This window comes from Salmonella sp. SAL00670 (assembly GCF_046552235.1).
In the GTDB taxonomy this organism is placed as follows: Bacteria; Pseudomonadota; Gammaproteobacteria; order Enterobacterales; family Enterobacteriaceae; genus Salmonella; species Salmonella enterica.
The window spans coordinates 12306-31281 of record NZ_JBGDUO010000001.1; the positions used below are offsets into that span (position 1 = coordinate 12306).

Consider the following 18976-nt stretch of genomic DNA (forward strand, 5'->3'; position numbering starts at 1 on the left):
TCTGTGTGATGCGGTTAAAATACAAAAAGGACTATATCTGGAGTTGCCCATGTTAGAGTTATTAAAAAGTCTGGTATTCGCCGTCATCATGGTACCGGTAGTGATGGCCATCATCCTCGGTCTGATTTACGGTCTGGGTGAGGTGTTCAACATTTTTTCCGGTATCGGTCAGAAAGACCAGTCCAGACAGAACCGCTGATTTCCCCAAACGCCCGCTCAGTCGGGCGTTTTTGTTACTCAAGATCCTGCTTTTCCTGCCGATATTTTCTGTGTTTAATCGTTAATGGGTATGAATAACCGCTGGGAAACCCCTGAGATTATCGTTATATTGTCGTTTACATAACGAAACGCACAAGGAGTTACAGATGGCGCATTCCTGGTTACGCCTGGTCGCAGGGGCAACATTATCTTTCGTCATCGCCGGTCATGCGCTGGCGGATGAAGGCAAGATCACCGTATTTGCCGCCGCGTCGCTAACGAACGCGATGCAAGACATTGCGGCAGAATATAAAAAAGAGAAAAATGTGGATGTGGTCTCCTCATTCGCTTCCTCTTCAACGCTGGCGCGCCAGATAGAAGCGGGCGCGCCGGCGGATCTGTTCATCTCTGCTGACCAGAAATGGATGGATTACGCCGCCGATAAAAAAGCGGTGGATACCACGACGCGCGAAACATTGCTTGGCAATAGCCTGGTGGTGGTGGCGCCGAAAGCCAGCGAGCAGAAACCGTTTACCATCGACAACAAAACGGACTGGATTCGTCTGTTGAACGGCGGGCGTCTGGCAGTGGGCGATCCGCAACACGTACCGGCGGGAATTTATGCCAAAGAAGCGCTGCAAAAGCTGGGCGCATGGCAAACGCTTGAACCGAAACTGGCGCCGGGCGAGGATGTGCGCGGCGCGTTGGCGCTGGTCGAACGTAACGAAGCGCCTTTGGGCATTGTATACGGTTCTGATGCGGTTGCCAGCAAGGGGGTCAACGTGGTGGCGACGTTCCCGGAAGATTCACATAAAAAAGTGGAATACCCCATCGCTATCGTGGAGGGGCATAAAAATGCGACCGTCAGCGCGTTCTATGATTACCTGAAAGGACCGCAGGCCTCGGCAATCTTTAAACGTTATGGATTTACGACGAAGTAATGATACTGACCGATCCAGAATGGCAGGCTGTCCTTCTTAGCCTGAAAGTGTCTTCCCTGGCCGTGCTGTTTAGCCTGCCGTTTGGGATCTTTTTTGCCTGGTTACTGGTGCGATGCCGGTTTCCGGGCAAAGCCTTACTTGATAGTGTCCTGCATCTGCCGCTGGTGCTGCCGCCGGTGGTGGTCGGCTATCTGCTGCTGGTGTCGATGGGGCGACGCGGGTTTATTGGCCAGTGGCTGTATGACTGGTTCGGTCTCACGTTTGCCTTTAGCTGGCGCGGCGCCGTGCTGGCGGCGGCGGTGATGTCCTTCCCGCTGATGGTGCGGGCCATTCGGCTGGCGCTGGAGGGGGTGGATATCAAGCTTGAACAGGCCGCCAGAACGCTGGGCGCCGGGCGCTGGCGCGTTTTTCTGACTATCACCTTACCGCTTACCCTGCCGGGCATTATTGTCGGTACGGTGCTGGCGTTTGCCCGTTCGCTTGGCGAATTTGGCGCGACCATTACCTTTGTTTCTAATATTCCGGGCGAAACCCGCACCATACCTTCCGCCATGTATACCTTGATCCAGACGCCGGGCGGGGAGAGCGCGGCGGCGAGGCTGTGCGTGATTTCGATTGTATTAGCGCTGATTTCGCTGTTGATTTCTGAATGGCTGGCGCGGATTAGCCGTGAACGGACGGGGCGCTAACCATGCTGGAGCTTAATTTTTCCCAGACGCTGGGAACGCACTGTTTAACCCTCAACGAAACGCTGCCAGCCAGTGGGATCACGGCTATCTTTGGCGTCTCCGGCGCGGGAAAAACCTCGCTGATTAATGCCATCAGCGGTTTGACTCGCCCGCAAAAAGGACGCATCGCGCTGAATGGCCGGGTGTTGCATGACGCGGAAAACGGTATCTGTTTAACGCCGGAAAAGCGCCGCATCGGTTATGTTTTCCAGGATGCGCGCCTGTTCCCTCATTACAAAGTACGCGGCAATTTGCGCTACGGCATGGCGAAAAACATGACCGGTCAGTTTGATAAGCTGGTGTCGCTGCTGGGAATTGAAGCGTTGCTTGATCGCCTGCCGGGGAGCCTGTCCGGCGGAGAAAAACAGCGCGTAGCGATAGGCCGGGCATTGCTCACCGCCCCGGAGTTGCTGCTGTTGGACGAACCGTTGGCCTCGCTGGATATCCCGCGTAAACGCGAATTACTGCCGTACCTGCAACGGCTGGCGCGAGAAATCAATATTCCCATGCTGTATGTCAGCCATTCTCTCGATGAAATTCTCCACCTGGCGGATAAAGTCATGGTGCTGGAGGATGGACAGGTTAAAGCGTTTGGCCCGCTGGAGGAGGTCTGGGGAAGCAGCGTTATGCACCCGTGGCTGCCGAAAGAGCAACAGAGCAGTATTCTGAAAGTCAGCGTGCTGGAGCATCACCCGCATTATGCCATGACCGCTCTGGCGCTTGGCGACCAGCACCTGTGGGTAAATAAACTCAATCAGCCGCTGCAATCCACACTGCGTATTCGTATACAGGCGTCGGATGTCTCGCTGGTACTACAGCCGCCGCAGCAGACCAGTATCCGCAACGTATTGCGGGCAAAAGTGGCGAATTGTTATGACGATAACGGACAGGTGGAAGTCCAGCTTGAGATAGGCGGCAGAACGCTGTGGGCGCGAATAAGCCCGTGGGCCAGGGATGAGCTGAATATCAAGCCTGGCCTGTGGCTTTACGCGCAGGTGAAAAGCGTTTCTATCACCGCCTGACTATAGCAGGTGGGTGTAAATAAATTTGGCGATGCTATCGGTAGTGTTATCGCCGATCACGACGTCAGCGCGCGCTTTCACCGCCTCATCGGCGTTGCCCATCGCAACGCCGGTGCCTGCCGCCTCCAGCATACTGATGTCGTTGTAGTTATCGCCGAAAGCGATCACATTTTTCATTGACCCTCCCTGCGCTTCTATCCACTGGGTAAGGCGCTTGCCTTTACTGTTGCCTTTGCGCGCGATATCCACCTGATCGTGCCATGACCATTCGCACTCCAGGCCAAGCGCCTGTTCAATATGCTGACCGAACCGCTGTAGCCTGGGAATATCTTCATCGGTAAGCGCAAACTTCCACACGGCATTCACGTCGCGCGCCGCCTGCGCCAACGAAGAGACCTGTGCAAAGGTCGGACGTTGCTCCGGAGGCAAGGTCTGCGCCCACCGGGAGGTACGCACGACGTGACCGGTTGGGTGTTCGTAAAGCATAGCGTCATCAACATACATCAGGCCGTGAATCTGATGCTCATCCAGTAAATCAATCAACTGCAACGCCTTATCCACGGGCATAGGATCGGCATCCAGGACAGTTTTAGCTTGATAATCATACAAATAGGTGCCGTTGCAGCAAATAGCAGGTGTTTCCAGCGCCAGCGCCTGATAAAAAGGATGAATAGCAACGTGATGGCGACCCGTGACAATGATAAGTTGAAAGCCCGCCTCTTTGGCGCGTGATAGCGCTTCAAGCGAGGAGGGGAGTAAGGTTTTATGCGGGGTTAATAATGTTCCGTCTAAATCGAGGGCAATCACGCGTGCAGTCATAATTTTTTCCAGATTAAGAGTAATAATTCCGTCTGTCGGCATGGTACACCGGGACGGTAAGCAGACAAAATTCTGCGTCTGAATTCAGCATTCGCCGTCAAAAGCGACTACGTTAAGCTGTGTCCTGTTATTGCAGCTACATGCCATATGCAAAGGAGTATTCATGAAACAAACAGTCTATACCGCCAGCCCTGAGAGTCAGCAAATTCACGTCTGGAGCCTGAACCACGAAGGGACGCTGACGCTGGTGCAGGTCGTGGATGTGCCCGGTCAGGTTCAGCCGATGGTGGTCAGTCCGGATAAACGCTACCTCTATGTCGGCGTGCGCCCGGAGTTTCGTGTCCTGGCGTATCGTATTGCGCCGGATGATGGCGCGCTGACGTTTGCCGCCGAATCCGCCCTGCCGGGTAGCCCGACCCATATTTCTACCGATCATCATGGTCGTTTTGTCTTTGTCGGATCGTATAACGCCGGTAATGTCAGCGTGACGCGCTTACAGGATGGCCTGCCGGTTGAGTTGGTGGATGTGGTGGAGGGGCTGGACGGCTGCCACTCGGCAAATATTACGCCTGATAACCGTACCCTGTGGGTGCCTGCGCTAAAACAGGATCGCATTTGTCTGTTTACGCTAAGCGATGACGGCCATCTGGTGGCCCAGGAGCCGGCGGAAGTAAATACGGTTGAAGGGGCAGGCCCGCGTCATATGGTCTTCCACCCGAATCGACAATATGCGTATTGCGTCAATGAACTGAACAGTTCGGTGGATGTCTGGCAGCTTAAAAATCCGCATGGCGAGATAGAGTGCGTGCAAACGCTGGATATGATGCCCGCCGATTTTTCCGATACCCGCTGGGCGGCGGATATTCATATTACGCCGGATGGACGGCATCTGTATGCCTGTGACCGCACCGCCAGTCTGATTACCGTCTTTAGTGTCTCCGAAGATGGCAGCGTACTGAGCGTTGAAGGCTTCCAGCCGACGGAAGCCCAACCGCGCGGCTTTAATATCGACAATAGCGGAAAATACCTGATTGCAGCGGGTCAAAAATCACATCATATCGCGGTCTATGAAATTACGGGCACTCAGGGGTTGCTGACGGAAAAAGGCCGTTATGCCGTCGGCCAGGGGCCAATGTGGGTTGTAGTGAACGCGTACTAAAGCGCTGTGTGCCGGAGGGCGGCGGGCTGGAGCTCATCAAGGCGGGATGCCTGATTAATTTCAATAAACATCGCTTGCAGTAAAACCACGGGCCGCCACATCTGCTGCGGCGGCCCGTTTATAAGCCTGAACCGGAACGGCGATTACTGCTTAGGTTCCGCCACCACTTTACTGCCTACACCGCGGTTGTTGTATTCCCACATGCGGTTGTAGTTCGTGTCGTTCAGATTACGCTGCACCTCGTCTTTGTCATCCACGGTTCCCGTATTTCCGGCAAACGGACGTTTCGAGATGACCGCGTCGGCCCACGGTTTGGCAACGTTGAAGCCCTCGTTAATCACGCTGTCGCGGATCACGACCTGACCGTTGGTGTTGGCGTCGACATCCAGCGAGCGGCCAAGCTGCGCAACGCCATCGCCGGAGGCGTTAAAGCGGCTGTTGATCGCCAAAAAGCCATAGTAAATATTGGACAGCGTCGCCGGGGCGAAGACGTAGGCTTCCTGCTGTGTGCGGGAGTTGACGACCTGGAAGTTGGTGTTATCGAACACCACGGCGCCGCGTCCGGAAACCATATCCACATCGCCTTCAATATAGCTGTTCGTCACCAGCGTACGTGGCTGGCGATCGGTTTGCAGACGGTTCTGCACGCCGCTGTTGGTCACAAAGAAGGTGTTCTGGCGGCCAAGGATATTGACCTTGTTAATCTGGACTTTGTCGCCATCGGTACGCAGCGCCACCGCCGGATGGTTTCCGGCATCGACGCTGTCGCCCAGCGTGTTCTCGATGGTCAGATTTTGTAGCTGCAGACCGTTATTCTGCGACCAGAACGCGGCAGAACACATCACACCGATCGTCGCGGCGTGTTTGCTTTGGCAGTTATCGAACATATACCAGGCGGGTTTACCAGGCATATATTTCCCGCCGGGATTCACCGCGCGGCGCCAGTCAGCGACACTCATTTCACCATCAATCGCCATCCCAATTTTCACATCGATCGGTTTTTCACCGGTCCCGTACAGGGTCAGACTTCCCGGCGCGGCGGGAACATACACGGTCCCCTGATAGTCGCCCGGCATAATAGCAATGTACTGGCGTTTGTTCGTACGTTTCACCATTGCCGCATCGACCGCGGCCTGAATTGAGGTGTGCGTAACGCCTGGCGTACCTGCCGGCCCCACCACAAAGTCAGGCTGTGCGGGCAGGGTAATCGGCGACGGCGACCACGGGGCGGTATTCGGCGTCAGGGAGGCAAAATAGCGCGCCGCAACGAAGTTTTTCGCTTCATTTGCCGACAGAATTGGGCGCGAGGCGGTGCCAGGCGCGGTTTGATCGGAAGGGATCTGATCGGGTGGCGTAGAGCTACAGGCGCTCAGCGTCACGCCAAAAGCCAGTGCCAGCGCCAGACGGGAAACCGATAATGTATTCACAGGTTGCTCCGGGCTTGAAAAAGTTAAATGACATCCATTGAAGCCTGCTTTTTTATACTAAGTTGAACGAAACGGGAAGGCGAAAAGGTAAAAAGTTCCTTTTCAGGCTGGAAACACCTGTCGCATCAGATAGTTTTATCACAATTAAGCAACAACTTTCGCGCTTTGAGTTGACAATCCGGAGCAGAAAGAAAATAAATGTCTATACAACCCATGACAGGCAAGAGAGCGACAGGAATGCGGCAACTTTTACGGGGCGATACTGTCTGGCGAAACATCAGGCTGGCGACAATGGACCCGCAGCGGCAAGCCCCGTACGGGCTGGTGGATAACCAGGCGCTGATTGTACGCGAAGGGCATATTTGCGATATCGTGCCAGAGACGCAGCTTCCTGTCAGTGGGGACAATATCCATGATATGCAGGGACGACTGGTAACCCCGGGACTTATCGATTGCCACACGCATCTGGTGTTTGCCGGTAACCGCGCCGCAGAGTGGGAGCAGCGGCTTAACGGCGCGTCATACCAGCATATTAGCGCTCAGGGCGGCGGCATTAACGCGACGGTATCAGCAACCCGCGCCTGTGCGGAGGAGACGCTCTACCTGCTGGCGCGCGAACGCATGATGCGCCTTGCCAGCGAAGGCGTTACGCTGCTGGAGATTAAATCCGGCTATGGCCTGGAGCTGGCGACAGAAGAAAAGCTGTTGCGCGTTGCTGCAAAACTTGCCGCCGAAAACGCTATCGACATTAGCCCCACGCTATTGGCCGCTCATGCTACGCCAGCGGAGTATCGTGACGACCCGGACGGCTACATCACTCTGGTCTGCGAGACGATGATTCCGCAGCTCTGGCAAAAAGGGTTATTTGATGCGGTAGACCTCTTTTGCGAGAGCGTCGGCTTTAATGTGGCCCAGAGTGAGCGCGTGTTGCAGACGGCGAAGGCGTTAGGTATTCCCGTTAAAGGCCATGTTGAGCAGCTTTCGCTGTTGGGCGGCGCGCAGCTGGTGAGTCGTTATCAGGGTTTATCGGCGGATCATATCGAATATCTTGATGAAGCGGGCGTCGCGGCGATGCGTGACGGCGGTACTGTCGGCGTGTTGTTGCCCGGCGCGTTTTATTTTCTGCGCGAGACGCAGCGCCCGCCGGTTGAACTGCTGCGCCGCTATCAGGTGCCTGTCGCCGTCGCCAGCGATTTCAATCCCGGCACCAGCCCGTTTTGCAGTTTGCATCTGGCGATGAATATGGCCTGCGTACAGTTTGGTCTGACGCCGGAAGAGGCATGGGCGGGCGTTACGCGCCATGCCGCTCGCGCGCTGGGAAGACAGGCGACGCATGGGCAGATCAGGGCCGGCTACCGGGCGGATTTTGTGGTGTGGGATGCTGAACAGCCGGTAGAGATAGTGTATGAGCCGGGGCGTAACCCTTTATATCAGCGGGTATACAGAGGAAAAATCTCATGACGCAATGGTATCCGGCTTCTCCGGCGCTCTGGCAGGGGCGCGATGACAGTATAGAAGCGCCGGATGCGCGGCGTCTGTTTCAGACCGTCACGCGCAGCGAGACCTTTTCCCCCGAAAACTGGCAGCAAAAGATAGCGTTAATGGGATTTGCCTGCGACGAGGGGGTAAAACGCAATGCAGGGCGTCCCGGCGCGGCAGGCGGCCCGGACGCGTTGCGTAAAGCGCTGGCGAATATGGCCAGCCACCAGGGACATGAACGGCTGGTGGATTTAGGCAATTGGGTTGCGCCGACGCCCGATCTGGAAGGCGCGCAGCAGGCCTTGCGCAATGCGGTAAGCCGCTGTCTGCGGGCCGGGATGCGCACGCTGGTGCTGGGCGGCGGGCATGAAACCGCGTTTGGACACGGCGCGGGGGTGCTGGACGCGTTTGCGCAGGAAAGCGTAGGGATCATTAATCTTGATGCGCATCTGGATCTCCGTCAGACCGACCGGGCAACATCCGGGACGCCGTTTCGTCAACTGGCGCAGCTATGCGACGCGCAGAGCCGCGCGTTTCATTATGCCTGTTTCGGCGTGAGCCGTTCGGCGAATACGCAGGCGTTGTGGCGGGAAGCGCAGTGGCGGAATGTTACCGTGGTGGAGGATCTTGACTGCCATGACGCGCTGGCGCAGATGACGCAGTTTATCGACAAGGTGGATAAAATTTATCTAACTATCGATCTCGACGTATTGCCTGTCTGGGAAATGCCGGCCGTCTCCGCTCCCGCAGCGCTGGGCGTGCCGCTGATACAGGTTCTGCGTTTAATTGAGCCGGTTTGCCGCAGCGGAAAATTACAGGCGGCGGATCTGGTTGAATTTAATCCACGCTTTGATGAAGATGGCGCAGCGGCGCGCGTGGCGGCGCGGCTTGGCTGGCAAATCGCGCACTGGTGGCGTTAATCTGTCATCCAGAAAACACTCTCCGCATAAGGAAGGCTTCACGCATGTATTCATCCCGCTCCCGTTCTGCGCCTGCGCCTTTTTACGAAACGGTGAAACAGGACATCTGTAAAAAAATAGCCGACGGCGTCTGGCTGCCGCACGATCGCATTCCGTCGGAAGCTGAACTGGTCGCCCAGTATGGCTTTAGCCGAATGACCATCAACCGGGCGCTGCGTGAGCTGACGGATGAAGGGTGGCTGGTGCGTTTACAGGGCGTGGGGACGTTTGTCGCCGAGCCGAAAGGCCAGTCCGCGCTGTTTGAAGTCCGCAGTATCGCCGAGGAGATTGCCGCCCGCCGTCATCAGCATCGTTGTGAGGTGCTCACGCTGGAGCGCGTGCGGGCAAACGCCATCCAGGCCAGCGCTCTCAACGTCAATGAGAGCGATGTCATTTTCCATTCCATCATGGTGCATTATGAAAACGATCTGCCGGTACAAATTGAAGATCGCTGCGTGAATGCGGATATTGCCGTGGATTACCTGACGCAGGATTACCGTCAGACCACGCCGCACGCTTATTTGTCGCGGATCGCGCCGCTAACGGAAGGGGAACATATTGTGGAGGCGGTGCGCGCCACGGCGCAAGAGTGCGCGTGGTTAACTATCAAAGAGCATGAGCCCTGTCTGCTCATTCGGCGTACGACCTGGTCCGCGTCGCGGATTGTTTCTCACGCCCGCTTACTTTTCCCCGGGTCGCGCTACCGGCTACAGGGACGATTTATCTCCTGAGCGGGCCGCTGCCGGAAAACGTGATTGCTGACACAATATAACAAAATTGTATCATTTTTGTTAATTCTATTCTTGTGCTTACTTGTATAGACAAGTATATGTCTGATTCTTATCTGTGGGTCTGCGGCGGTGCCTGATAGTAGCGTTTTTGCGTTATTTGGCGATGGCAGACCGATAATAATGAGGAGTCATTGCTATGCCTGAAAGCAAGTATCGTCAGCAGACTATCCGCGCGCCCAGAGGCACGGTATTAACGGCGAAAAGCTGGCTGACAGAAGCCCCGCTGCGGATGTTAATGAATAATCTCGATCCTGACGTGGCGGAAAATCCGCATGAGCTGGTGGTCTACGGCGGGATTGGTCGCGCCGCGCGCAACTGGGAATGCTATGACGCTATTGTTGATGCGCTCACCCGGCTGGAGGCGGACGAAACGTTGCTTATTCAGTCTGGCAAACCGGTCGGCGTATTTAAAACGCACGACAACGCGCCGCGGGTATTAATCGCCAACTCCAACCTGGTTCCCCACTGGGCGACATGGGAACACTTTAACGAACTGGATGCGAAAGGGCTGGCGATGTACGGTCAAATGACGGCCGGAAGCTGGATCTATATCGGCAGTCAGGGAATCGTGCAGGGAACATACGAAACCTTTGTCGAGGCGGGGCGTCAGCACTATAACGGTACGCTGGCGGGACGCTGGGTGCTGACCGCCGGACTGGGCGGCATGGGCGGCGCGCAACCGCTAGCCGCGACGCTGGCTGGAGCGTGTTCGCTGACGATTGAATGCCAGCAAAGCCGTATCGATTTTCGTCTGCGTACTCGCTACGTGGATGAGCAGGCCGCCACGCTGGATGACGCGCTGGCCCGCATTACGCGCTACACCCGCGAGGGGAAAGCCGTGTCCGTCGCCCTGTGCGCGAACGCGGCGGATATCCTGCCGGAACTGGTTAATCGCGGCGTGCGCCCGGACCTGGTGACCGATCAGACCAGCGCCCACGATCCGCTACATGGCTATTTACCCTCCGGCTGGCGCTGGGAGGAGTATCAGAAAAACGCGCAATCCGATCCCCACGGGACGATGCAGGCAGCGAAACGTTCCATGGCGGCGCATGTTCGGGCGATGCTGGCGTTCAGTAAAATGGGCGTGCCGACCTTTGACTATGGCAACAATATTCGCCAGATGGCGAAAGAGATGGGGGTGGAAAACGCCTTTGATTTTCCGGGATTTGTGCCAGCCTATATTCGTCCGCTGTTCTGTCGTGGCATCGGGCCGTTTCGCTGGGTGGCGCTGTCCGGCGATCCGCAGGATATCTATAAAACCGATGCCAAAGTCAAAGAGATAGTGGCTGAGGATAAACATCTGCATCACTGGCTGGATATGGCGCGCGAGCGCATTCATTTTCAGGGGTTACCGGCGCGTATCTGCTGGGTAGGCCTGGAGTGGCGGCAAAAACTGGGGCTGGCGTTCAACGAAATGGTGCGTTGCGGCGAGGTATCCGCGCCCATTGTGATTGGCCGCGATCACCTGGATTCCGGCTCTGTCGCCAGCCCTAACCGTGAAACCGAAGCGATGCGCGACGGTTCCGACGCGGTTTCCGACTGGCCGCTGTTAAATGCGTTGCTGAATACCGCCAGCGGGGCGACATGGGTATCGCTCCATCATGGCGGCGGGGTGGGAATGGGGTTTTCGCAACACGCCGGTATGGTGATTGTCTGTGATGGCACTGACGAGGCCGCCGCGCGTATTCGCCGCGTGTTACACAACGATCCGGCGACGGGCGTCATGCGCCATGCCGATGCCGGATATGATCTCGCGGTGGAATGCTCTGTTGAGCAAGGTCTGAATTTACCGATGGTTGCGGCGACGCAGGGGAAAGGCTGATATGAACACCATGACACTCACTCCGGGGCAGTTAAGCCTCTCTCAACTGTACGATGTCTGGCGTCATCCGGTACAGCTTCGGCTGGACGCCAGCGCCATTGACGGCATTAACGCCAGCGTCGCGTGCGTCAATGATATCGTTGCCGAAGGGCGTACCGCCTACGGCATCAACACCGGTTTCGGCCTGCTGGCGCAGACGCGCATCGCTGATGAAGACTTGCAAAATCTACAGCGATCGTTGGTGCTGTCTCACGCCGCGGGCGTAGGCGACCCACTGGATGACGCGATGGTGCGTCTGATCATGGTATTGAAAATCAATAGCCTGGCGCGCGGGTTTTCCGGAATTCGGTTGAGCGTGATAGAAGCGCTCATCGCTCTGGTGAATGCCGGCGTGTATCCGCTGATTCCGGCAAAAGGCTCGGTTGGCGCGTCGGGCGACTTAGCGCCGCTGGCGCATCTGTCGCTGACGCTGCTTGGCGAAGGAAAAGCGCGCTGGCAGGGCGAATGGCTTCCGGCGCAGACGGCGCTAAAAAAGGCCGGACTGGAGCCTGTCGCGCTGGCGGCCAAAGAGGGGCTGGCGCTGCTTAATGGCACCCAGGCATCAACGGCCTTCGCGCTGCGCGGTTTGTTTGAGGCACAGGAGTTATTTGCCTCCGCCGTTGTCTGCGGCGCGCTGACTACCGAAGCCGTACTGGGATCGCGCCGTCCTTTTGATGCGCGCATTCATGCCGCGCGCGGACAACAGGGGCAAATTGACGTCGCGCGGTTGTTCCGGCACCTGCTGACCGATACCAGCGCCATTGCTGAATCACATCACCACTGTCATAAAGTTCAGGACCCGTATTCCCTTCGCTGCCAGCCGCAGGTAATGGGCGCTTGTCTGACCCAGTTACGTCAGACGAAAGAGGTACTGCTGGCTGAGGCCAACGCGGTATCCGATAATCCGCTGGTCTTTGCCGATGCGGGGGAGGTGATCTCCGGCGGTAACTTCCATGCTGAACCGGTTGCCATGGCGGCGGATAATCTGGCGCTGGCGATAGCGGAAATCGGCGCGCTATCGGAGCGGCGCATCGCGCTGATGATGGATAAACATATGTCGCAGTTACCGCCGTTCCTGGTGAAAAATGGCGGCGTTAATTCCGGTTTTATGATTGCCCAGGTCACCGCCGCGGCGCTCGCCAGCGAGAATAAAGCGCTGGCGCACCCGCACAGCGTGGATAGCCTGCCGACCTCGGCGAATCAGGAAGATCATGTCTCAATGGCCCCGGCGGCAGGGCGGCGACTCTGGGAAATGGCGGCGAATACCCGCGGCATCATTGCCGTGGAGTGGCTGGCGGCCTGTCAGGGGATAGATTTACGGGAAGGGTTAACCTCCAGCCCGTTACTGGAACAGGCGCGGCAGACACTGCGCGAGCGGGTGGCGCACTATACGCAGGATCGTTTTTTCGCACCCGATATTGAGTGTGCGACGGCGCTGCTGGCGCAAGGCGCGTTACAGCGTCTGGTGCCGGACTTTATGTGAATGCTGCCGAATGGCGCGGCGCTTATTCGGCTTACCCAACCCGTTGGCAGGGTAAGACGTTTACGCCGCCATCCGGCACAGCGTTTAACTGAACATCGCCGTGATCGAGGCGCTGGCGAGCGAATGGAAATGCACGTTAAAGCCGACCATCGCGCCGCTGGCGTCTTCATCAACGTCAAGACGCTCGACGTCCAGCGCGTGAACCGTAAAGATATAGCGGTGCGTTTCCCCTTTAGGCGGCGCCGCGCCGCCGTAGCCCGCTTTACCGAAATCGGTACGCGTCTGAATGACGCCGTCTGGTACGGCCACCAGGCCTGAGCCGAACCCCTGGGTCAGTACGCGCGTATCCGCCGGGAGGTTCACCACCACCCAGTGCCACCAGCCGGAGCCGGTCGGCGCGTCGGGATCGTAACAGGTCACGACAAAACTTTTGGTGCCCATCGGCACGTCGTCCCAGGCCAGATGCGGCGAAATATTATCGCCATCATAGCCCATACCGTTAAAAACGTGGCGATGAGGAAGTTTATCTCCATCGCGCAAATCGTTGCTGATAAGTTTCATGCGCTCTCCTTTTGACTCACCAGAAGTGTAGCCAGAAGCAGCATCGCTTACCGCTGATTAATGGCTAAAAAATGTTTCATTGTGTACCGCGTCATTGACCGCCTGGGTCAAACGGCGCAGTTGATCCGGACGAATAATGTAGGGCGGCATCAGGTAGATTAGCTTGCCGAACGGCCTGATCCAGACGCCTTGCCCGACGAAGAAGCGTTGAAGCGCCGCCATATTGACCGGATGCGTGGTTTCAACCACCCCAATCGCACCCAACACCCGCACATCCGCCACCCAGGGCGAACTTTGCGCGGGGGCTAACTCAGCGCGTAACTGAGACTCGATAGACGCCACCTGCTGACGCCATTCGCCGCTTTCCAGCAGCGTCAGGCTGGCGCAGGCGACGGCGCAGGCCAGCGGATTCCCCATAAACGTCGGGCCATGCATAAAACACCCCGCCTCGCCGTTGCTAATAGTCTCTGCAACCTGGCGTGTCGTGAGCGTTGCCGAGAGGGTCATGGTGCCGCCGGTTAACGCTTTGCCGAGACACAGAATATCCGGTGCGATCCCGGCATGCTCGCAGGCGAACAGTTTGCCGGTACGGCCAAACCCGGTGGCTATTTCATCGGCAATCAGCAGAATGCCTTCGCGATCGCACATGTTACGAATACGCCTGAGCCATTGTGGATGATATATGCGCATCCCGCCCGCGCCCTGAACGATAGGTTCCAGAATCACGGCGGCTATTTCATGACGATGCGCGGCCATCAGGCGGGCAAATGGCGCGATGTCGCTTTCATCCCATTCGCCATCCATCCGGCTTTGCGGCGCCGGCGCGAACAGATTTTCCGGCAGATAGCCTTTCCACAAGCTGTGCATGGAGTTATCCGGATCGCACACCGACATCGCGCCGAACGTGTCGCCATGATAACCGTGGCGAAACGTCAGAAAACGCTGACGCGATTCGCCGCGCGCCTGCCAGTATTGCAGCGCCATCTTCATGGCCACTTCTACCGACACCGAACCAGAGTCGGCCAGAAAGACACACTCCAGCGGCTCAGGCGTTATCGCGACCAGCTTACGGCACAGATTCACCGCAGGTTGATGGGTTATGCCGCCGAACATGACATGCGACATGGCGTCAATTTGCGCTTTCATCGCCGCGTTCAATTGCGGGTGGTTATAACCATGAATGGCCGCCCACCAGGAGGACATCCCCTCAATCAGGCGTTCGCCCGAGGCGAGAACCAGCTCGCAGCCTTCGGCCCGCTCAACGGGATATACCGGCAGCGGCGAGGTCATGGAAGTGTAAGGATGCCAAATATGGCGTTTATCGAAGGCCAGATCGTCCGTTGTCATAATCGACTTGTAAACCAAATTAAAAAGATTTAGGTTTACGAGTCTACACCATATCAAAAACAAACAACATATTTTGGAGAAGCCCGATGGCTCGCCACCCACGCTGGACACTGTCGCAAGTAACCGAATTATTTGAAAAACCACTGCTGGAATTGCTGTTTGAAGCGCAGCAAATTCATCGCCAGCATTTCGATCCGCAGCAGGTACAGGTTAGTACGCTGCTGTCGATCAAAACCGGCGCCTGCCCGGAGGATTGTAAATACTGCCCGCAGAGCTCGCGCTATAAAACCGGGCTGGAAGCCGAGCGTTTAATGGAAGTAGAGCAGGTACTGGACTCCGCCCGTAAAGCGAAAAACGCTGGTTCGACCCGCTTCTGTATGGGGGCGGCCTGGAGGAATCCGCATGAACGCGATATGCCTTATCTGGAGAAGATTGTACAGGGCGTCAAAGCTATGGGGCTGGAAACCTGTATGACGCTCGGCATGTTGAACGAGAGCCAGGCGCAGCGTCTGGCTAACGCCGGGCTGGATTACTACAACCACAACCTCGATACCTCGCCGGAGTTTTACGGCAATATCATCACTACCCGTACCTATCAGGAGCGCCTCGACACGCTGGAAAAAGTCCGTGAAGCAGGGATTAAAGTGTGCTCCGGCGGCATTGTGGGTCTGGGCGAAACGGTTACCGATCGCGCCGGACTGTTGTTGCAGTTGGCGAACCTGCCGACACCGCCGGAAAGCGTGCCAATCAACATGCTGGTGAAGGTAAAAGGCACGCCGCTTGCGGATAACGATGACGTGGATGCGTTTGATTTTATTCGTACTATCGCCGTGGCGCGCATCATGATGCCGACCTCATACGTGCGTCTTTCCGCAGGGCGTGAACAGATGAACGAGCAGACCCAGGCGATGTGCTTTATGGCCGGGGCGAACTCGATTTTCTATGGCTGCAAATTGTTAACTACGCCAAATCCGGCAGAGGACAAGGATCTGCAGTTATTCCGTAAGCTGGGGCTGAATCCGCAGCAGACCAGGGTGCTGGCGGGCGATAACGAGCAGCAGCAACGTCTGGAGCAGACGCTGATGACGCCTGACACCGATGATTATTACAACGCGGCAGCCTTATGAGTTGGCAACAACGCGTCGACGATGCGCTGACGGCGCGTCGGGCGACGGATACGTTGCGCCGCCGCTATGTGGTGTCGCAGGGCGCCGGACGCTGGCTGGTAGCGAACGGGCGACAGTATCTTAACTTCTCCAGCAATGATTACCTCGGCTTAAGTCAACACCCGCAGATTATTCGCGCCTGGCAACAGGCAGCGACGCGTTTTGGCGTCGGCAGCGGCGGGTCGGGTCATATCAGCGGTTATTCCGTGGCGCACCAGGCGTTAGAGGTGGAACTGGCGCAATGGTTAGAATATCCACGCGCGCTGCTGTTTATCTCTGGCTTTGCGGCGAATCAGGCGGTCATTACCGCCTTAATGAAAAAAAATGACCGGATTGTGGCCGACAGGTTGAGTCATGCTTCCCTGCTGGAGGCCGCCAATCTGAGTCCGGCGCAGCTTCGCCGCTTTATCCATAACGATACGCAGCATCTGTCGCGTTTACTGCAATCGCCCTGCGTGGGTCAGCAACTGGTGGTGACAGAAGGTGTATACAGCATGGACGGCGACAGCGCGCCGCTGGCGGAAATCCAGCACATTGCCCGCAGGCATCATGCCTGGCTGTTGGTTGATGATGCGCACGGCATCGGCGTGACTGGCGATGAGGGGAGGGGCACCTGCTGGCAACGGGGGGTGAAGCCTGAGTTGCTGGTGGTGACTTTCGGTAAGGGATTTGGCGTCAGCGGCGCAGCGGTGCTCTGCTCGGAAAGCGTCGCGGATTATCTGCTGCAATTCGCCCGTCATCTGGTTTACAGCACCAGTATGCCGCCCGCCCAGGCGCAGGCGTTAAGCGCCTCGCTGGCGGTGATCCGTAGCGATGAAGGTCGTGAACGGCGCGAAAAACTCGCCGCTCTGGTTCAGCGCTTTCGGGCCGGCGTTAACGCGTCCCGATTTACGCTACTGAATGCCCATAGCGCCATCCAGCCGTTAATCGTGGGCGATAACAGCCGTGCATTGCGCCTGGCGGAGGCGCTGCGTCAACAAGGATGCTGGGCGACGGCAATTCGCCCGCCGACGGTGCCTGTCGGTACGGCGCGCCTGCGCTTAACGTTAACGCAGGCGCATGAAGCGTGCGATATCGACCGTCTGCTGGAGGTGCTGCATGGCGCAGGTGAATAAGCAGGCTATTGCGGCGGCGTTTGGCCGGGCCGCATCGCAATATGAACAGCACGCCTCTTTACAGCAACACAGCGCGGATGCGCTGCTGACGCTGTTGACAGGCCGCCAGTTTGCCAGTGTGTTGGACGCAGGCTGCGGCCCCGGACGTATGAGTCGTTACTGGCGAGAGCGGGGGAGCGAAGTGACCGCCCTGGATTTTTCGCTGCCGATGCTGCAACAGGCTCGCGATCGTCAGGCGGCGCATCACTATTTGCTGGCGGATATCGAAGCGATTCCCCATGACGCCGAAGTTTTTGACCTGGCCTGGAGCAACCTGGCGGTCCAGTGGTGTGGCGATTTACGTGATGCGTTGAGCGAGTTGTATCGGGTTGTACGGCCCGGCGGCGTGGTGGCGTTTACCACCTTGTGCCAGGGGTCGTTGCCGGAGCTGCGTCAGGCATGGCAGGCCGTCGATAATCGCGCTCACGCGAATAGCTTTTTGCCGGAAGAGGCCATTGACCACGCGCTACGCGGCTGGCGGGCGTCTCGTCATACTCAGGCGATGACATTGTGGTTTGAGGATGCCCTGAGCGCGATGCGTTCGCTCAAAGGCATTGGCGCCACCCATCTTCATGAAGGGCGGGAGACGGATGTATTAACCCGCGCCCGGCTTAGACAGATTCAACTGGCATGGCCGCAGCGGCAGGGGAAATATCCGCTGACGTACCACCTTTTTATGGGAGTGATTGAACGTGACTAAACGCTATTTTGTGACCGGTACTGATACTGAAGTCGGTAAAACGGTCGCCAGTTGCGCCTTATTGCAGGCCGCAACGCAGTTAGGTTATCAAACCGTAGGCTATAAGCCCGTCGCTTCCGGCAGCGAAATGACAACCGACGGGCTACGCAATAGCGATGCCCTGGCCTTGCAGCGTAACAGCAGCCTGCCGCAACCTTATTCCGCTATCAATCCTTATACTTTTGCCGAGCCTACTTCTCCCCACATCGCTAGCGCCGACGAAGGCCGGGCGATAGACGCGGCGGTGTTATCACGCGGATTACGAACGCTGGAGGCGCAGGCAGACTGGGTGTTGACAGAAGGGGCGGGCGGCTGGTTTACACCGCTCTCTGCCACGCTGACGTTTGCCGACTGGGTACAGACGGAGCAGCTGCCGGTGATTCTGGTTGTTGGCGTCAAGCTGGGCTGTATTAATCACGCCATGCTGACGGCGCTGGCGGTAGAACAGGCCGGATTACCACTTGTCGGATGGATAGCCAACGACATACAGCCGCCGGGCGCGCGTCATGGTGAATATCTCGCGACGCTTCGCCGCGTCATACCGGCCCCGCTGTTAGGGGAAATCCCGTGGCTGGGCATTTCTCCATCGCAGGCGGCGACAGGACAGTATCTGGACCTCAGCCCCCTGGAACGCGCCTGACCGCGCTTAAAAACCGCCTTCTTGCAGGATCTGACGATCCTGCTGTTCTTTCGCCAGACCCTCCTGACGTCTCCATGCTAAAAATGTGCAAAATGTGAGCGTCTACGCCTCAATTTTTCCCTTCTCGTTAGCTAATAATCTGCCAAAAATAGCGATAATTTTTTTTTATCGCCCGGCGAAAACGTCAAGGGCTGATTTTGCCAGGCGGCAGGGGATACGGGCTGGAAGCAGTTATCCACTATTCCTGTGGATAACCTTGTGTATTAGAGTTAGAAAACACAACGTAAGCGAGAGGCGACGCGGCCTGCGACTAAATTGGCGCGAAAGACGGCTTGAGAAAATATCCCTTTTCAGACAGCAAGTTATATAAAATCAATGGTTGTAAAGGAAGGGGGATACGTTGACATAAAACTTTCATCATCCGACTTGACAAATGTTAAAAAAGACTCTGGTCTGGGGATAACCAGCACACTGCTGGAATTTTACCCCGCGACTGTCTATG

General features: G+C 57.0%; 18 protein-coding genes. 14 read left to right on the plus strand and 4 right to left on the minus strand.

Features of this window, described 5'->3' with window-relative positions; genetic code table 11:
- The first annotated feature begins 49 nt into the window (after nucleotides 1-49).
- From ACLJRS_RS00065 to modC, 4 genes are all read left to right on the plus strand, one after another.
- Nucleotides 50-199: an AcrZ family multidrug efflux pump-associated protein gene (locus tag ACLJRS_RS00065; RefSeq protein ID WP_000891513.1), complete on the plus strand. Its 150-nt coding sequence runs from the start codon at nucleotides 50-52 to the stop codon at nucleotides 197-199.
- Between the two features lie 166 nt (nucleotides 200-365).
- A complete protein-coding gene (gene modA, locus ACLJRS_RS00070; RefSeq protein WP_000951416.1) occupies nucleotides 366-1139 on the plus strand; it encodes a molybdate ABC transporter substrate-binding protein in 774 nt (257 codons plus the stop codon).
- On the plus strand, nucleotides 1139-1828 hold the full coding sequence (gene modB / locus ACLJRS_RS00075) for a molybdate ABC transporter permease subunit (protein WP_000604026.1): 690 nt from the start codon (nucleotides 1139-1141) through the stop codon (nucleotides 1826-1828). Before modA ends, modB begins: the two co-directional genes overlap by 1 nt.
- Before the next feature lie 2 nt (nucleotides 1829-1830).
- Entirely contained in the window at nucleotides 1831-2889 is a 1059-nt protein-coding gene (modC, locus tag ACLJRS_RS00080; RefSeq protein ID WP_000891706.1) for a molybdenum ABC transporter ATP-binding protein ModC, read from the plus strand.
- Here the strand turns inward: modC and ACLJRS_RS00085 are convergent, their stop codons facing one another.
- Nucleotides 2890-3708 carry a pyridoxal phosphatase gene (locus ACLJRS_RS00085; protein ID WP_001670695.1) on the minus strand — a complete coding sequence of 273 codons (819 nt, stop codon included), beginning with the start codon at nucleotides 3706-3708 and terminating at the stop codon, nucleotides 2890-2892.
- Between the two features lie 163 nt (nucleotides 3709-3871).
- Between ACLJRS_RS00085 and pgl the strand changes: the two genes are divergently transcribed.
- Nucleotides 3872-4867 (plus strand): 6-phosphogluconolactonase, encoded by a 996-nt coding sequence (gene pgl, locus ACLJRS_RS00090; protein ID WP_000815468.1) that lies wholly within the window; start codon nucleotides 3872-3874, stop codon nucleotides 4865-4867.
- Nucleotides 4868-5010: 143 nt separating this feature from the next.
- Here pgl and ACLJRS_RS00095 read toward each other — a convergent pair whose 3' ends face one another.
- Nucleotides 5011-6294 (minus strand): putative acyl-CoA thioester hydrolase, encoded by a 1284-nt coding sequence (locus ACLJRS_RS00095; protein ID WP_001094776.1) that lies wholly within the window; start codon nucleotides 6292-6294, stop codon nucleotides 5011-5013.
- A gap of 237 nt (nucleotides 6295-6531) precedes the next feature.
- Between ACLJRS_RS00095 and hutI the strand changes: the two genes are divergently transcribed.
- The 5 genes from hutI (at nucleotide 6532) to hutH (ending at nucleotide 12867) form a co-directional block, all read left to right on the plus strand.
- Nucleotides 6532-7755, plus strand: coding sequence for an imidazolonepropionase (gene hutI / locus ACLJRS_RS00100; RefSeq protein ID WP_001249506.1), 1224 nt, complete (start codon nucleotides 6532-6534; stop codon nucleotides 7753-7755).
- Nucleotides 7752-8693 (plus strand): formimidoylglutamase, encoded by a 942-nt coding sequence (gene hutG / locus ACLJRS_RS00105; protein WP_410957731.1) that lies wholly within the window; start codon nucleotides 7752-7754, stop codon nucleotides 8691-8693. The genes hutI and hutG overlap by 4 nt, the downstream gene beginning before the upstream one ends.
- 44 nt (nucleotides 8694-8737) lie before the next feature.
- Nucleotides 8738-9463 (plus strand): histidine utilization repressor, encoded by a 726-nt coding sequence (locus ACLJRS_RS00110; RefSeq protein WP_000287405.1) that lies wholly within the window; start codon nucleotides 8738-8740, stop codon nucleotides 9461-9463.
- Nucleotides 9464-9659: 196 nt separating this feature from the next.
- Nucleotides 9660-11345 carry a urocanate hydratase gene (gene hutU, locus ACLJRS_RS00115; RefSeq protein WP_001115210.1) on the plus strand — a complete coding sequence of 562 codons (1686 nt, stop codon included), beginning with the start codon at nucleotides 9660-9662 and terminating at the stop codon, nucleotides 11343-11345.
- 1 nt (nucleotide 11346) lies between these two features.
- On the plus strand, nucleotides 11347-12867 hold the full coding sequence (hutH, locus tag ACLJRS_RS00120) for a histidine ammonia-lyase (RefSeq protein ID WP_001095242.1): 1521 nt from the start codon (nucleotides 11347-11349) through the stop codon (nucleotides 12865-12867).
- Between the two features lie 84 nt (nucleotides 12868-12951).
- Here the strand turns inward: hutH and ACLJRS_RS00125 are convergent, their stop codons facing one another.
- Both ACLJRS_RS00125 and bioA read right to left on the minus strand, forming a co-directional pair.
- The gene (locus ACLJRS_RS00125; RefSeq protein ID WP_000767403.1) at nucleotides 12952-13428 is read right to left on the minus strand and encodes a kinase inhibitor; all 477 of its coding nucleotides are present in this window, start codon (nucleotides 13426-13428) and stop codon (nucleotides 12952-12954) included.
- A 57-nt stretch (nucleotides 13429-13485) separates the two neighbouring features.
- On the minus strand, nucleotides 13486-14775 hold the full coding sequence (gene bioA, locus ACLJRS_RS00130) for an adenosylmethionine--8-amino-7-oxononanoate transaminase (protein WP_000205503.1): 1290 nt from the start codon (nucleotides 14773-14775) through the stop codon (nucleotides 13486-13488).
- Between the two features lie 86 nt (nucleotides 14776-14861).
- On the opposite strand from bioA, the gene bioB reads away from it, so the two are divergent.
- From bioB to bioD, 4 genes are read left to right on the plus strand one after another with little or no spacing between them, the layout of a single operon-like run.
- Nucleotides 14862-15902 (plus strand): biotin synthase BioB, encoded by a 1041-nt coding sequence (gene bioB / locus ACLJRS_RS00135; RefSeq protein ID WP_000090729.1) that lies wholly within the window; start codon nucleotides 14862-14864, stop codon nucleotides 15900-15902.
- Complete coding sequence (gene bioF, locus ACLJRS_RS00140; protein WP_000118945.1) at nucleotides 15899-17056, plus strand: 8-amino-7-oxononanoate synthase; 1158 nt, start codon at nucleotides 15899-15901, stop codon at nucleotides 17054-17056. The genes bioB and bioF overlap by 4 nt, the downstream gene beginning before the upstream one ends.
- A complete protein-coding gene (bioC, locus tag ACLJRS_RS00145) occupies nucleotides 17040-17795 on the plus strand; it encodes a malonyl-ACP O-methyltransferase BioC (RefSeq protein ID WP_000079906.1) in 756 nt (251 codons plus the stop codon). The genes bioF and bioC overlap by 17 nt, the downstream gene beginning before the upstream one ends.
- Entirely contained in the window at nucleotides 17788-18474 is a 687-nt protein-coding gene (gene bioD, locus ACLJRS_RS00150; protein ID WP_000167217.1) for a dethiobiotin synthase, read from the plus strand. Before bioC ends, bioD begins: the two co-directional genes overlap by 8 nt.
- The last annotated feature ends 502 nt before the right edge of the window (nucleotides 18475-18976 follow it).